Consider the following 13551-nt stretch of genomic DNA (forward strand, 5'->3'; position numbering starts at 1 on the left):
CCCGGCACCATCCGCGTCTGTCTCCTCGGGCTCAGAACGGCAGGGTCCACGCGCCCCGGCCCCCGGCGCGATCCGGGGGCCCAGCCAGCGGGCGGGGTCGGTAGCGTGGCGGGGTGATCGGCATGGAGATGGAATGGGACGGCCTCACCGACCGCGGGCAGTTCGGCGAGTGGTACCTGGAGGAGCGCGACCGGCTCGCGGACCTGGCCCGGGACGCCGACTGGCACGGTGTGTTCGAGGAGTTGGGCAGACACCCGGGCCGGGTCAACCTCCCCCGGCCCGGGAACCGCAGCGGTTTCGCCCCGCTGCACCAGGCGGCCTGGCACGGCGCGGACTTCGCCGTCGTCTCACGGCTGATCGCGCACGGCGCCTGGCGCACCCAGCGGGCCCGGGGCGGACAGCGGCCCGTCGACGTCGCCCGCGAGCGGGGGCACGGCCATCTGCTGGAGCTCCTGGAGCCGGTGGCCGTACGCCGGCTCCCCTCCCCCGCACAGGACGTGGAACGTCACTTCCACGCACTGCTGCGGGAGCGGACCGGGCGCTGCTTCGAGCGGGTCGAGCATCTGCTGCCGCCGACGGCCCCGCTGACGGAGGGACCGGCCGTCGCGATCGTCTTCACGGTCGTCGGCATGATGGGCGGATTCACCTACCGTCTGGAGGAGGACCACCTGCATGTGCACGCGCACTCGCGGATGGACTTCGACGACGGGCAGCACTACCGGGTGACCCCCGGCGGCTGGTCGGAGATTCCCCGCTCCCCCGTGTCCCCGCCCCCCTCCGAATGAGGGCAGCGGGGACACGTCACGACCTCAGGAGGACTTGCCTCCGGTGCAGGCGGCGCCCGGCTCGGGGGTCTGTGAACCCTGGACGTAGCGGTCGAGGAACTGGTCCACGCGTGGGTCGGACGCCTTGGTGACCTTCAGCTGGTGGCCCCAGGCCGACAGGGTGATCGGCGAGGACTCGTCCGGGTACGGACTCATCAGGGTGTACGGGGTCCTGGCCACCCTGGCGGCCAGCGTCTCGACGTCCGCCTTGCCGGCCTTGTCGTTGTAGGTGATCCAGACGGCACCGTGCTCCAGGGAGTGCACGGCGTTCTCGTCCTGGAGCGGCTCGGTGTAGACGTTGCCGTTGCAGTCCTGCCAGACCGGGGCGTGGTCGCCGCCGACGGGCGGGGCCATCGGGTAGTCGACCTTGGTGGAGACGTGGTTGCGGCCCAGGTCTGACCAGGTCTTCTCCCCGGTGACGGGAGCGGCGGCGGCCTGTTCCTCGCGGTCGGCCCGGTCGACGAGGTACCAGCCGCCGCCCACGAGTCCGGCGACGATCGCCGTGGACACGATGACGGTGATGATGCGGTTGCGGCGCTCGCGGGCCTGTTCGGCGCGGCGCTGTTCCTCTATTCGGGCGCGGCGGGCGGCGGCCCTGTCCTTCCCCGAGGGCTTGTTGCCGTTCTTGCCCTTGCCGGGGCCCGATGTTCTGGAGTTGGCGGAAGCCATGGCGAAGTGCCTTTCGTGCAGCGGTGGTTGATGCATGCCGGTGACGCCGTGGGAAGGGCGTCCGGCTACGTCCGCTGCACCTGGAGCACGTGGAGGTCGGGGGCACGGGGGGCCGCCGGGCGGGCCGCGGCGGTCGTCGGCGCCACGGCGGGACGGGTGTCCACGAGGGCGGGCGGCGTCCGCGGGAAGGGGTGGGGGCCGGGTCCGGTCGTCGGGGAGTACGCCGCCGTCCGCGCACCGCACTGGTCGTGCCCGGGGACGGGGCAGACGTGCGCCCGGGGGGCACCGGACGGCCCGTGGTGCGCGGCGGGTGCCGCGCCCTCGGACGACAGCACGGCGACGGGTCCTCGCACGGGGCCGTGCGCGCACAGGGAGGCCACGCCGAGGACCGTGGCGAGGGCCATCGTGAGGCCCAGCACCACGGACACCGTCCGTCTCCACCGCCCGCGTTTCCACCCCTCGAACACCTGAGCATCATAAGAGTCGTGCGCGGCGTGCGGTGGGCGACGGGCGATGCGACGGCCGGGCCACGGCAGCCCGGCGGTCCCAGGCCCCCGGCCCCAGGCCCCAGGCCCCAGGCCCCAGGACCTAGGAGAGCGCCGCTCCCGGCAGGCTCAGCGCGGCGGAGCGGTCGCCGTCGCCGAAGGCCGGGCGTGGGGCCGGGATCGTCATGGACTCCTCGCAGCGTTCCAGGGTCGTCGCCCACCAGGCCGGGCCGTCCTCCATGTAGCGCAGGAGGATGCCCTCGCGCACGGCCCAGGGGCAGACGCGGAGGGTCTTGACACCGGTCAGCTTCATCGCCGTGTGGCCCACGACCGCCCCGGCCAGGCTCTGCACGGCGCGCGGGGCCGAGATGCCGGGGAGGACGGCGCGTTCGGAGGCGGACAGGGTCGCGAGGAGGTCGAGGGTGCCGCGCAGCTCCGCGCGGGCCAACTCGCGGGGCACGAAGGGACCCTGGCGGCCCGGCGCGGCCCCGCACAGCCGGGCGAGCTGCTGGAAGGTCCTGGAGGTCGCCACCGTCGTCCGTGGTCCCTCCCAGCGCACCCGGGCGGCGACGTCCCGCAACTGGTGCCGCACGCTGCGCCGCAGGGCCTTCAGACTGCGCGCACTCGGCGGATCGCCGTCGAGCATCTCACTTGTCAACCGGCCCGCACCGAGCGGCAGCGAGGCGACGAAGTCGGGCAACCGGCCGCGCCCGAAGGCCACTTCGAGCGTGCCGCCGCCGATGTCGAACAGGGCGAGGGGCCCCGCCTGCCAGCCCAGCCAGCGGCGTGCGCCGAGGAAGGTCAGCTCCGCCTCCACCTCCCCGGGCATGGTGCAGATCCGCACGCCGGTCTCGGCCCGGAGGGTGCGGAGCACGTCGAGGCCGTTGGGCGCGCCCCGCACCACCGCCGTCGCGAAGGCCAACGGCCCGGCGGCGCCCCACTCCCCCGCCGTGCGGTGGGCGGCGTCGACCGCGTCGACCAGCCGCCGTACCGCCGGTTCGGGAATCGTGCCGTCCTGGTCGATCAGCCCGGACAGGCGGATCTTCCACTTGGCCGTGTGCACCGGCAACGGCACTCCGTCCTCCGCGTCCGCGATCATCAACCGGACGGTGTTCGACCCCACGTCCACCACGCTCATTCGCACGGCAGCGCGACTACCCCGTGTACCCGGGATCATTCGCGCGAACACACGGTGGGGCGGACAAGGGCGGTCGATTGGCTCGAACCGGTCGTCACTCCCGGGGCAGCAGGGGGCCGAGCGGGCCGAGGTCCAGGTTGAGGTCCTCGGGGCGCAGACCGTAGCGTTCGCGCAGTTCGGTCATGCGGTCCTCCAGGAGCATGAGCGTGAGCCCGATGCGCTCCTCCTGGTCCTCCGTCAGATCACCGGTGTCGAAGCGGCGCAGCGCCTGGCGCTCCATGAGCTGCCGCAGGAGCTCCACCACCGTCAGCACGAGCTTGACGAGGTCGCGCTCCACGGTGTCCGGCTCCAGGTCGAGCCGGTTGCGCGGCGGCGTCATGTCAACTCCTCCCAGGGCGAGGGGACCTGACGGTTCACGGAGCTGATGAGCGCGTTCAGGTCGATGCGGACGAGGTCGACGTCGGCGATGCGCAGCGTGATGTCGCCGGTGATGACCACCCCGCCGGCGAGCAGCCGGTCGAGCAGGTCCACGAGGCCCACCTCGCGCCGTTCGACGGCGATCATGTCGTTCCCTCCCCCGCGGACTCCTCCGTGAAGGAGTAGGCCGCCCAGGGCCCGGTGAGCTCGACCCGGATGTCCGGGGTGTCGTCCTTGGTACGGTCCACCAGTTCCACGAAGTCCTCGGAGTCCGCGCGGGGCACCAGATAGGCGGCGTTGAGCACGTTCTTGCCCAGGGCGCCGGAGAGGGTGGCGTTCTGCGGGGGGTGCAGCCGGGTGTCCTCGGCGTACGAACGCAGCGTGTCGTGGAGCCGGCCCGCGTACGCGTCCGCCCTGCGCCACAGGTCCTCGTGGGCGCCGGCACGGCCGCGCCGCTGCCGCAGGTAGTCCCGCCCGGAGGCGGCCCGGCCCGCCGGCTGCGGCTCCTCCGCCTCGGCGGCGGTGTCGTCGACGTAGACCTTGACGCCCCACTCCACCCGGCCCTCCAGCCGGTCGAGGGTGCGCCGGAAGTCGTCCTCGCGCGCCTCGATCATCATGCGCACCCCGCTGTCGTCCCGGAAGACGGTCGCGAGGCGCAGCGGCAGCGGTGTGCTCACGGCCGTGAGCGCGTCGATCACACTCTGGTGGGCGCGGGCCGTCGCACCGAGCCAGTCGAGGTCCTCCAGATGGGCCCGCAGCGGCTCCTCGGCGAAGTCGCCCTCCGGTACATGGCTGACGACGGCGACGAGACCGTGGTGGTTCAGCAGCCGGGGCGGGTCACCGGCGACGCCCGTCAGCTGCGCCTGGAGGGCGGAGCCGAAGGGGCGGCACACGGCGTACACGTAGCGCAGTCCGGTCATCGAAGCTCCTCCTGCGCGGAACCGGCCTCAAGTCGGGCCAGCCGCTCCTTCAACTCCGCGTTCTCGCGGGCGAGTTCGTCACGCCGGGCGCGCGAGGACAGGGCCGGGTCGCTCTCCCACCAGTCGATGCCCATCTCCTTCGCCTTGTCGACGGAGGCGACGATGAGGCGCAGCTTGACCGTGAGCAGCTCGATGTCGAGCAGGTTGATCCGGATGTCACCCGCGATCACCACGCCCTTGTCGAGCACCCGTTCGAGGATGTCGGCGAGGTTGGCGCTGCTGTCATGGCCGTACGGCTGCGGGAGGCGGCTCGGCGTCGTCATCGCCTGCTCCTCGCCCCGGACTCCTCGTACTCGGGCTCCTCCTCGTCCTCCTCGGGTTCCTCGCCCTCTTCGCCCTCTTCTTCCTCTTCTTCTTCGTCCTCGTACTCCTCGTCCTCGGCGTACGGGCCCTCCTCCTCGTCCTCGTAGCCCTCCTCCTCGTCGGCCTCGGGCCCGGTGTCCTCACCCTCCTCGTCGGCCTCGGACTCCCTGTCCTCACCCTCCTCGGCCGCCGGTCCGGTGTCCTCGTCCCGTTCCTCCTCTTCCTCCTCCGCGAGGGCGTCCTCGTGGGTGACAACGACCTCGCCGTCACGGATCTCGCCGCGCCAGCCGTCGTCCTGCTCGCCCTTGATCGTGATGAAGCGGGCGAAGTTCTTGAGGTCGAGGCGGGCCCGCCGGCCCTGGGCGCGCCACAGGTTGCCGGTCTTCTCGAACAGGCCGCTGGGGTAGTACTCGACGACCAGCACGACCCGGGTGAGGTTCTCGGCGAGGGAGTGGAAGGAGACGACGCCCTTCGTGGTGCCCTTGGCGCCCTCGGACGTCCACGCGATGCGGTCGTCGGGCACCTGCTCGGTGGTGTGCGCCTTCCAGCCCCGGTTGGACCAGAAGACCTTCAGCTGCCAGTCGGAGTGGGTGTCGTCGGCGCGGCTCGCGTTCTTGACGCCCTTGGCGAAGGAGCTGAAGTCCTGGTACCGGGTCCACTGGTCGTACGCCGTGCGCACCGGGACGCCGACGTCGACGTACTCCAGGATGACGGTGGGCTTGCGGCCGGCCCCGCCCTTGCCCTTGCCCTTCTTCCCGCCGATGTTCTTGAGGGCGCCGGTGACGTTGTCCTTGAGGCGCGAGGCGCCGATCTCCACGGCCGAGCGCAGCGGGCCCTTGCCTTCGAGCAGCTTGCGTCCGCCGTCGAGGGCGAGACCGGCGAAGCCGGGACTCTTGCCCTCGGCGATGTCGTTGAGCTTGCCGGTGGTCTCGCCGAGCTTGCGGCCGGCGCCGGCCAGCAGGCGCTGGGCCTGGACGGCGAGGTACTCCTGCACCTCGGCCTTGAGGCGCTCGGTCGCGGCGCTCTGCGCCAGGGAGCCGAGCGGCCCCTGCTTCGCCTTGTCCGTGACGGATCCGACGGTGTCGGTCATCGTTCCCGGCCTCCCTTCGGCACCCGGGACCGGGCGGCCGACGTCTTCTTCGCCGCCGTCTTCCTCGGTGCCGCGTTCCTGGCCGACGTCTTGGCCCGCGCCTTCTTGGCCGGTGCCTTCTTCGCGGGTCGCTTCCCGGTACGGGCCTCCGCGTCCCCGTCGGTGTCGTCGGCCCGCTCCGACTCCTCGGGCTCCTCGCCCGCGGAGTCCTCGTGGGCGTCGTCGTGCCCGTCCGTCTCTGCTTCCTCGTCCTCCCGGTCGCCGGTGAGGCCGCCGGGCACCACGCCCGCCAGTTGATCGCGGACCTCGGCGGTACGGCCGTGCAGCCGGTCGGCGAGCGCGTCGACCTGACGCTCGACCATGGCTCCCGACGCCGCCTTGCCGACCCCGCGCAGGTCCTCGCGCACCTGCCCGGCGATCTCCTTCAGCTGCGGGTTGTCCCGCAACTGCTGGGAGGCCAGGTCCATGAGGGCCTTGGGGCTCAGTTGCATGCGCTTGCCGGCCGCGAGCGTGCCCAGGGCGAGCGCAAGTTTCAGTTTCTTCGTACGTCCGAGGACGTATCCGGCCCCTATCGCAAGGCCCAGTCCCACTCGGTTCATCATGCCGTCCAGTCAGTTGTCCCCGCGCCGCCACGCATGCCCGTCTCCAGCCGGTCCAGGAGTTCGTCCTCCCGGCTGTCGAACTCGGCCTCGTCTATCTCGCCCGCCTCCAACTGCTCTTCGAGCCGGGCGAGTTCGTGTCGGATCGCGGTCGGGTCGTAATAGATGCGTTCCGCCTCGTGGACCACCTGCTCGATCACCCACCGGCTGCCGCGCACAGGGGCGAGGGGCAGCAGGAGCACTTCGGTGATCAGTCCCATCGGACTCACTCCCCGCTGTCGGGCTCCGCCGGCTCGGAGGGGCCGGGGTCCACGAAGCTGTAGGGCGGCAGAGGGCCGTTGACCCGCAGGTCGAGGTGCGGGCTGCCGTCGCGCAGTTCGTCGACGGCGGCCATGAAGGTGCCCACCGAGCCCCGGTCCACGAGGAAGGAGAGATTGGCGAGCCAGCCGGTGGACTGCGGGCCGGTGCTCACGGCCGCGGCCCTGGGCTCCAACGCCTTCTGGATCTCCGCCGCGTCCTCGGCCTCCCGGGCCTCGATCGCGGCGACGACCAGCTCGCCGAGGCGCAGCCGGTCCTCGTGACTGCCGCCGCCCGCCCGCCGGTTGGCCTCGGTCAGGGTACGGATGTCCGGGCTGTCCGCCATCACGCGGTGCAGGACGGCCTCTTCATGGTGCGTGGCCTTGACGTTGTACTCGACCTTGCCGTCGAGGGCCTTCAGCCGCTCCTTGTAGTGCTCGGCGCGTTCGGCGAGGACGGCGGTCACCGTCCCGTCGTCCGGGGCGACGCTGCCGAACCGCATCGGCAGCACACAGCCGGCGGCGCCCGCCTCGCCCAGGACGTTCTGGTGGGCGAGCAGTTCCTTGCGCTTGGGCCGCAGTTCCTCGGGCGCGTCGCTGACGACGGCCGCGAGGTCGGCCTCCTTCAGGACACGCACCGGGCGCGGCGGATCACCGACGCCGAGCATGCCCTGCGGGAGTTCGGGGTGCGAACCCGTGGTGATGCCGTAGACGTACGTGCTCACTCGTCCTCCTCCCGTTCCTTGCGGCGCCTCGCGGTCGTGGACTTGCGCGCCCGCGGCCGCGACTCCTCCTCGGAGTCGGACCGCTCCTCGCGCGCCTGCCGGAAGGCGTCGGACACGGTCTGGGCGGCGCCGGACAGCGCACCCTTGGACTTGCCGCGCGCACCGGACTCGGTGATCTCACCGACCAGGTCGGGCAGCCCCGGGTCCTTGCGGGGCCCGGCCTCCAGGTCGAGCCGGTTGCACGCCTCGGCGAAGCGCAGATAGGTGTCGACGCTCGCCACGACGACGCGCACGTCGATCTTCAGGATCTCGATGCCGACCAGGGAGACCCGTATGAACGCGTCGATGACGAGCCCCCTGTCGAGGACGAGCTCGAGCACGTCGTAGAGGCCGCTGCTGCCACCTCCGCCGCCTGCCTGTTGCTGTGCCGGGACAACGGTCATGCCGACCGTGCCTCCTTCCCTCGTTCTGGACTCCCTAACGGCCGCCGGGCCCGCGACTGTCGGCCCTGCCCCGCTCGTAACGGCGGGTGCGGCGATAGCCGATGAGCTCGCCCTCCGGGTCGAGGTTCACCTCGTAGCTCGCGAGCAGGCTCGCCGTCACGGGGACCCGTTCGACTTCCAGGACCTCGATCTGGAGCGTCCAGCCGTCCTCGTCCTGTTCGAAGGAGGAGACGGACTCGGCCGTCATGCCGGTCAGCTCGGCGAGCTGGTCACGAGCGTGCTTCAGCACGTCCATCGGGCGTGGGCGCCTGCGGCTTCCGGGCGCCTTCTTCTGTTCTGTTCGTGAAGAGTCGTGTTGCACTGTGTCGTTCTCTGGCGTGTCGTGTGCATCGGATGTGTTCGACATGGCCACCTCGTGCTGCGGGTGCCCACCCCTCAACCCATAAACGTTGATTCGCGGCTTATGTGCCCTTATTTCCTTTACTGCGAAGAGTGACAACCTCTTGACACATCGGGACGACCGCACTGCGAAGAGCCGCCGTGGCTCGATTCGTCCTCCCCGGGAGGGGAAGTCGGCCCTCATGAGGCTTACGAGACTGATGACACAGGGCTCGCGTCCGCTCGTCGGCGGTCCGGCAACCGCCATGGACGCGCTGGAGGGCCAGGAACGGCTGGACGGCCTCGCCGACACCGTCCGCGGGGTGGTGCGCGCACTCCCCCTCGGCCGGGGCCGCGACGTGCTGCACGGGCTGTGGCTCGGCCATCCGCTCCACCCCGTCCTGGTGCAGCTGCCCATCGGCGCCTGGACCTCGGCGGCCGTGCTCGACCTGCTGCCGGGCGAGAGCCGTGCCGCGCGCCGCATGGTGGCGCTGGGGCTCGCCACGGCGGGGCCCGCGGCGCTGGCCGGCTGGGTGGACTGGGCGGAGCAGCGGCCGCGCCAGGCCCGGGTGGGGCTGGTGCACGCGGCGGCGAACGTGGCCGCGGTCGCCGCCTACGCCGGTTCCCTGGTGGCGCGGGTGCGCGGGCGCGGGACGCTCGGTCGCGCGCTCGGCTTCGGCGGGCTGACGGTCGCCACGGTCGGCGGTGTCCTCGGCGGGCACCTCGCCTACCGGCAGGCCGCCGGGACCAATCACGCCGAGGCCGTGCCGGTCACCGCCGAGCCGGGCTGGCACCGCATCGGCACCCTGGACGACTTCCCCGCCGACGAACCCGTCCGGCGTACGGTCGGCGAGGTGCCGGTGGTCGTGGTCCGGGACGAGGAGGGCGCGCTGCACGCGCTGGCCGACCGGTGCAACCACGCGGACGGCCCGCTGCACGAGGGCAAGGTGATCGAGGGCTGCCTCGAATGCCCGTGGCACGGCAGCCGGTTCCGGCTCTCCGACGGAGTGAACGTCCACGGCCCGGCGATCGCGCCCCAGCCCCTGTTCGACTGCCGGGTCGCCCCGGACGGCACGGTCGACGTGCGCCTCGCCCAGGACTGAGACCACCCGAGGAGGCGCCATGCGCCACGACATGCTGGGCATCTATCTGAACGACCACCTGGCCGGTGCCACCACCGGGCAGCTCCTGTCACGCCATCTGGCCAGGCGGCACCGGTCCGCGCCGTACGGCGGTGAGCTGGGCCGGGTGGCGGACGAGATCGCCGCGGACCGGCGGGTGCTGCTCGGGCTGATGGAGCGGCTGAGCGTGCCCGCCCGCCGGCACAAGATCGTCGCGGGGCGGCTCGCCGAGAAGGCGCGGCTGCTCAAGCTCAACGGGCGCGTCGCACGGCGGTCGGGACTGAGCACCTTCGTCGAACTGGAGACCCTGCGCCTGGGCATCGAGGGCAAGGCCCTGCTGTGGCAGACGCTGCGGGAACTGGGCCCGACCGGGGGCGCACTCGACGAGCCCCAACTGGAGGCGCTGGTGGCCAGGGCACAGGACCAGATCAACACGGTCGAATCGATCCGCCGCAACACGGCCACGGACACCTTCGGCGACTCACGGGTGACCAGGACGGTCGGAGCGTAGGCCGGGCCGACCGCGGCATGGGCACCGGCCGGGCGGGACCGCCGGGTCAGCAGGGTCCGCGGGGGCGGCCGGGGCGGCCGACGGCGCGCCGAGACGGGTGGGCAACGGGTCGAAGGCGGTCAACAGCGGATCGGGGCCGACCCGGCGGCGGGCCGTGGCGGGCGGACAGCGCGCCGGAGCCGACTAGCAGCAGGGCGAGGCCAGCGGACAGCACGCCGGGACCGGCCGACAGCACGTCGGCACAGGCGCGCACGGGCCGAGACCGACCGACAACGCGTCGACACGAACGGACAGCGGGCCGAGACCCGCCCACAGCACGTCAGTCAGCATGGGCGGACAGCAGGCCAAGACTCGCCCACAGCACGTCGGCACGAGCGGGCGCGCGCCGAGACCCGCCCATAACACGTCAGCACGAGCCAGCAGCACGCCGAGACCCGCCCACAACGCGTCAGTCAGCACGGGCGGACAGCAGGCCGAGACCCGCCCACAACGCGTCGGCACGAGCCAGCAGCACGCCGAGACCCGCCCACAACCCGTGAGCACGAGCCAGCAGCAAGTCTGGGGCGGGCGGCAGCGGGGTGAGGCGGGCGGGTGGGACTCTGCGCGGTCGTCGGGTGGTGGTTCTCCGGGTGGGTTCTCGGTCGGTGGGGTTCAGTCGGGGGGTTCTTCCGGTTCCGCGGTCCTGTTCGGTTCCGCCTCCCCCGTGTCGACGGGGCGTTCCCGGGGGTCCGGGGCGGCCGTGTCGGTGGGTGGCGGGGTGTCGCGGGCCTGTTGGTCCTGTGGGTCCCTGGGCAGTGGTCGCCGGTGTTCTCGCCTGTCGTTCATGGGCGGCGGGTTCCCCCGCCGCCCATGAACGAACACACCCGCCCCGCTCAGCTCGCGTCGGCCAGGACCTCCTCGCGCACCTGGGCGAAGCAGTGGTTGAGCAGCCGCGAGACGTGCATCTGGGAGATGCCCATCCGCTCGGCGATGCCGCCCTGCGTCATGTCGCAGAAGAAGCGCAGGTAGAGGATGGTCCGCTCACGCTCGGGCAGGCTGCGCAGCCGGGGCGCCGCGGAGAGGCGGTCCACCACGGTGTCGTAGCTCTGGTCCGGACTGCCGAGCACGTCGGCGAGCGAATGTCCCTCCGTGCCGGGCACCTCGGCGTCCGTCGACAGCGTGGAGAAGCACTCCAGCGCCTCGAGACCGGTCCGTACGTCGCTCTCGCTCAACCGCGTGCGACCGGCGATCTCGGCCACCGTCGGGATGCCGTGCGAGGTGGTCGGCGCCAGTTCCTTCACGGCCACACGCACCTGGTTGCGCAGTTCCTGCACCCGGCGCGGGACGTGGAGGTCCCACATGTGGTCACGGAAGTGGCGCTTGATCTCGCCGGTGATCGTGGGCACGGCGTACGCCTCGAAGGGCCGCCCGCGGTCCGGGTCGAAGCGGTCGACCGCCTTGACCAGCCCGAGGGCGGCCACCTGGTGGAGGTCCTCGTCGGACTCGCCGCGCCCGCGGAAGCGGACGGCGATCCGTTCCGCCATGGGGAGCCAGAGCCGTACCAGTTCGTCCCGCAGCGCGTGGCGCTCGGGTCCGTCGGGGAGCGTGGCGAGCCGGGCGAACGCCCCGGCCGTGTCGGGGGCGTCGTCGTGCGGGTGCTGTCGTGTTCCGGTGGTGGCACGCATGGTGCACCTCCCTGGAGGCGTGTCTGCGGAAGGACACCGTGGGAGGACCGGGTGCCGGAACGCACGGGGTACGCCCAGGACCGGGTGAAACCCGTCCCACGGACGTGCCTCCTGTCCGAAGCACTGTGTTGAACCCTTTGCCCCGTCTGACACCTGCAAAACATTTCACGAAAATCCGAACGTGTTCGGAGCGGGCCCCACACCCCTCCCGGCTCCGTCCGACTCCGCCCCCGGATCGCTCCCCTCGTCCGCCGCGGTCGGGTCATGATGGTCCTGTCGATGGTGGTCCGGTCCGCCCCTGGACGAGTCGGAGGCTGTGATGGATTGGCGCGCGTTCGCGGAGCAGATGGCGACCATGGCCCGTGAGCTGCTGGCCGAGGACACCGTGGGGTCGACGCTGGATCGGATCACGCGCGCGGCCACCGGCCTCGTGGAGGGCTGCGACGCGGCCGGCATCCTGGTCCTGCGCGGGAAGCAGGCGGAGACACTGGCGCCGACCGAACGGCTGGTCATCGACTCCGACCTGCTCCAGGAGCGCCTCGGCGAGGGCCCGTGCTACGACATGGCGCGCAGCCCCGACGGGGAGCGGGTGTTCCGCATCCGGGACTTCACCACGGGGGAGGAACGCTGGCCCGCCTATGTGCGGTACGCCCGCGAGCTGGGCCTCGGCAGCATGATGGGGTTCCTGCTGTTCACCGAGGACGAGGACCTGGGAGCGCTGAACGTGTACTCCCGGCGGCCCGGGGCGTTCACGACGGCGAGCGAGACGGCGGGCTGGCTGCTCGCTTCGCACGCGGCGGTCGCCTTCGCCAGCGCGCGCACCCACGCCCAGATGGAACAGGCGGTCGCCACCCGCCATGTCATCGGTGAGGCCATGGGCATCCTGATGGGCAGCCGTCGGCTGACCGAGACCCAGGCGTTCGACGTGCTGCGCCGCTACTCGCAGGAGAACAACGTCAAACTCCGCGAGGTCGCCCGCCTGGTCTGCGAGCGCGGGCATCTGACCTGACACGATCCCCGGCACGACCCCTGGCAGGCCCCTGGCGCGACACGGGTCCGGACACCCGGTGGGTGTCCGGACCCGTGCGTGGCGCGCTACGGCGCCGAGCACCGTCCTCACATCTTCTTGCGGGCCTTGCCCTTCGCCTCCTCGGCGGTTCCGCGCACGGTCTGCTCGGCGTCGCCGATCGTGCGGCGGGCCTTGCCCTTCATCCGGTCGCCGGTGCCCTCGGCGCGCATTTCGTCGTCGCCGGTGGCCCGGCCGATCTTCTGCTTCGCCTTGCCGACGGTCTCCTCGGCCTTGCCGCGCATCTTCTTCTCCTGACCGGCCATGGGGATCAACTCCTCGGTGTGTGCGTACTGTCGGGGCGGGACGTGGGTCAGCGGCCGAGCGCGCGCTGGAGTTCGCTCTTGTTCATCGAGGAGCGGCCCTCGATGTTCTTCTTCCTGGCCTCCTCGTACAGCTGGTCCTTCGTCGGCCCCTGGGCGCCGCCGTGGGACCGCTCGCCACCGCGTTGGGAGGCCGACTTGGGGTCGCGCACCGAGGTTCTGCTCGCCGTCCTGGACTCGCCGGAGCGGGCCCGCTCCTTGTTGACCGTGCGGGCGGCGATCTCCTCGGCGCGCGAGGCCGGGGCGCCGCGGTCCTGGGCGCTCTTCTTGATGTGCTCGTACTGCCGCTCCCGTTTGGAGCTGGATCCAGCAGGCATGACGTACTCCCTCGTGCTCGGTCGTGCTCGGTCGCGAGAAGACCCCGCGCCGGGGCTCGGGCTTCCCGCCCCCGTCCTTCTGCCTGCGAGCATCGATCGCCGGCGGCCACCTCGCCACCGGAGGAACGACGGTCGCGGCAGCCGCTCGCGCTCCGGGTACCCCGGGTCGCCCGATGCGCACCTGGGTACCCGGCTTCGCGCG

20 protein-coding genes are annotated in these 13551 nt (G+C 72.0%); 4 read left to right on the forward strand and 16 right to left on the reverse strand.

Annotated elements, in window-relative coordinates; all coding sequences use genetic code 11:
- Positions 1 to 122: 122 nt before the first annotated feature.
- Positions 123 to 785 carry an ankyrin repeat domain-containing protein gene (locus tag AB0F77_RS03765; protein WP_361941481.1) on the forward strand — a complete coding sequence of 221 codons (663 nt, stop codon included), beginning with the start codon at positions 123 to 125 and terminating at the stop codon, positions 783 to 785.
- A gap of 24 nt (positions 786 to 809) precedes the next feature.
- Here the strand turns inward: AB0F77_RS03765 and AB0F77_RS03770 are convergent, their stop codons facing one another.
- The 13 genes from AB0F77_RS03770 to AB0F77_RS03830 form a co-directional block, all read right to left on the reverse strand.
- Complete coding sequence (locus AB0F77_RS03770) at positions 810 to 1493, reverse strand: DUF3105 domain-containing protein (RefSeq protein ID WP_361940871.1); 684 nt, start codon at positions 1491 to 1493, stop codon at positions 810 to 812.
- Positions 1494 to 1558: 65 nt separating this feature from the next.
- On the reverse strand, positions 1559 to 1921 hold the full coding sequence (locus AB0F77_RS03775; protein ID WP_361940874.1) for a hypothetical protein: 363 nt from the start codon (positions 1919 to 1921) through the stop codon (positions 1559 to 1561).
- Between the two features lie 160 nt (positions 1922 to 2081).
- The gene (locus AB0F77_RS03780; protein ID WP_361940876.1) at positions 2082 to 3122 is read right to left on the reverse strand and encodes a Ppx/GppA family phosphatase; all 1041 of its coding nucleotides are present in this window, start codon (positions 3120 to 3122) and stop codon (positions 2082 to 2084) included.
- A gap of 88 nt (positions 3123 to 3210) precedes the next feature.
- Positions 3211 to 3495, reverse strand: coding sequence for a gas vesicle protein K (locus tag AB0F77_RS03785; protein ID WP_361940878.1), 285 nt, complete (start codon positions 3493 to 3495; stop codon positions 3211 to 3213).
- A complete protein-coding gene (locus AB0F77_RS03790) occupies positions 3492 to 3680 on the reverse strand; it encodes a gas vesicle protein (protein ID WP_361940880.1) in 189 nt (62 codons plus the stop codon). The genes AB0F77_RS03785 and AB0F77_RS03790 overlap by 4 nt, the downstream gene beginning before the upstream one ends.
- The gene (locus AB0F77_RS03795; RefSeq protein WP_361940883.1) at positions 3677 to 4453 is read right to left on the reverse strand and encodes a GvpL/GvpF family gas vesicle protein; all 777 of its coding nucleotides are present in this window, start codon (positions 4451 to 4453) and stop codon (positions 3677 to 3679) included. Before AB0F77_RS03795 ends, AB0F77_RS03790 begins: the two co-directional genes overlap by 4 nt.
- The gene (locus tag AB0F77_RS03800) at positions 4450 to 4776 is read right to left on the reverse strand and encodes a gas vesicle protein (RefSeq protein WP_361940886.1); all 327 of its coding nucleotides are present in this window, start codon (positions 4774 to 4776) and stop codon (positions 4450 to 4452) included. The genes AB0F77_RS03795 and AB0F77_RS03800 overlap by 4 nt, the downstream gene beginning before the upstream one ends.
- Positions 4773 to 5906 (reverse strand): SRPBCC family protein, encoded by a 1134-nt coding sequence (locus AB0F77_RS03805; protein WP_361940889.1) that lies wholly within the window; start codon positions 5904 to 5906, stop codon positions 4773 to 4775. The genes AB0F77_RS03800 and AB0F77_RS03805 overlap by 4 nt, the downstream gene beginning before the upstream one ends.
- Complete coding sequence (locus tag AB0F77_RS03810; RefSeq protein WP_361941484.1) at positions 5903 to 6505, reverse strand: DNA primase; 603 nt, start codon at positions 6503 to 6505, stop codon at positions 5903 to 5905. Before AB0F77_RS03810 ends, AB0F77_RS03805 begins: the two co-directional genes overlap by 4 nt.
- On the reverse strand, positions 6505 to 6765 hold the full coding sequence (locus AB0F77_RS03815; protein ID WP_361940892.1) for a gas vesicle protein GvpG: 261 nt from the start codon (positions 6763 to 6765) through the stop codon (positions 6505 to 6507). Before AB0F77_RS03815 ends, AB0F77_RS03810 begins: the two co-directional genes overlap by 1 nt.
- Before the next feature lie 5 nt (positions 6766 to 6770).
- A complete protein-coding gene (locus tag AB0F77_RS03820; RefSeq protein WP_361940895.1) occupies positions 6771 to 7526 on the reverse strand; it encodes a GvpL/GvpF family gas vesicle protein in 756 nt (251 codons plus the stop codon).
- A complete protein-coding gene (locus AB0F77_RS03825) occupies positions 7523 to 7969 on the reverse strand; it encodes a gas vesicle structural protein GvpA (RefSeq protein WP_361940898.1) in 447 nt (148 codons plus the stop codon). Before AB0F77_RS03825 ends, AB0F77_RS03820 begins: the two co-directional genes overlap by 4 nt.
- Before the next feature lie 34 nt (positions 7970 to 8003).
- A complete protein-coding gene (locus AB0F77_RS03830; protein WP_361940901.1) occupies positions 8004 to 8375 on the reverse strand; it encodes a gas vesicle protein in 372 nt (123 codons plus the stop codon).
- A gap of 238 nt (positions 8376 to 8613) precedes the next feature.
- Here AB0F77_RS03830 and AB0F77_RS03835 point away from each other — a divergent pair, with 238 nt between their 5' ends.
- Together AB0F77_RS03835 and AB0F77_RS03840 are read left to right on the forward strand one after the other, a co-directional pair.
- Positions 8614 to 9450, forward strand: a complete 837-nt coding sequence (locus tag AB0F77_RS03835) for a Rieske (2Fe-2S) protein (protein WP_361941487.1) — start codon at positions 8614 to 8616, stop codon at positions 9448 to 9450.
- A 19-nt stretch (positions 9451 to 9469) separates the two neighbouring features.
- Complete coding sequence (locus AB0F77_RS03840; protein WP_361940904.1) at positions 9470 to 9979, forward strand: hypothetical protein; 510 nt, start codon at positions 9470 to 9472, stop codon at positions 9977 to 9979.
- A gap of 872 nt (positions 9980 to 10851) precedes the next feature.
- Here AB0F77_RS03840 and AB0F77_RS03845 read toward each other — a convergent pair.
- Positions 10852 to 11643, reverse strand: a complete 792-nt coding sequence (locus AB0F77_RS03845; RefSeq protein ID WP_361940907.1) for a SigB/SigF/SigG family RNA polymerase sigma factor — start codon at positions 11641 to 11643, stop codon at positions 10852 to 10854.
- Between the two features lie 319 nt (positions 11644 to 11962).
- Here AB0F77_RS03845 and AB0F77_RS03850 point away from each other — a divergent pair, with 319 nt between their 5' ends.
- Positions 11963 to 12652 carry a GAF and ANTAR domain-containing protein gene (locus AB0F77_RS03850; RefSeq protein WP_361940910.1) on the forward strand — a complete coding sequence of 230 codons (690 nt, stop codon included), beginning with the start codon at positions 11963 to 11965 and terminating at the stop codon, positions 12650 to 12652.
- A gap of 107 nt (positions 12653 to 12759) precedes the next feature.
- On the opposite strand, the gene AB0F77_RS03855 is transcribed toward AB0F77_RS03850, so the two are convergent.
- Both AB0F77_RS03855 and AB0F77_RS03860 read right to left on the reverse strand, forming a co-directional pair.
- Positions 12760 to 12975: a CsbD family protein gene (locus AB0F77_RS03855; protein WP_361940913.1), complete on the reverse strand. Its 216-nt coding sequence runs from the start codon at positions 12973 to 12975 to the stop codon at positions 12760 to 12762.
- 47 nt (positions 12976 to 13022) lie between these two features.
- Positions 13023 to 13349 (reverse strand): plasmid stabilization protein, encoded by a 327-nt coding sequence (locus AB0F77_RS03860; RefSeq protein WP_361940916.1) that lies wholly within the window; start codon positions 13347 to 13349, stop codon positions 13023 to 13025.
- Positions 13350 to 13551 lie beyond the last annotated feature (202 nt).

This window comes from Streptomyces sp. NPDC026672, assembly GCF_040638185.1.
In the GTDB taxonomy this organism is placed as follows: domain Bacteria; phylum Actinomycetota; class Actinomycetes; order Streptomycetales; family Streptomycetaceae; genus Streptomyces.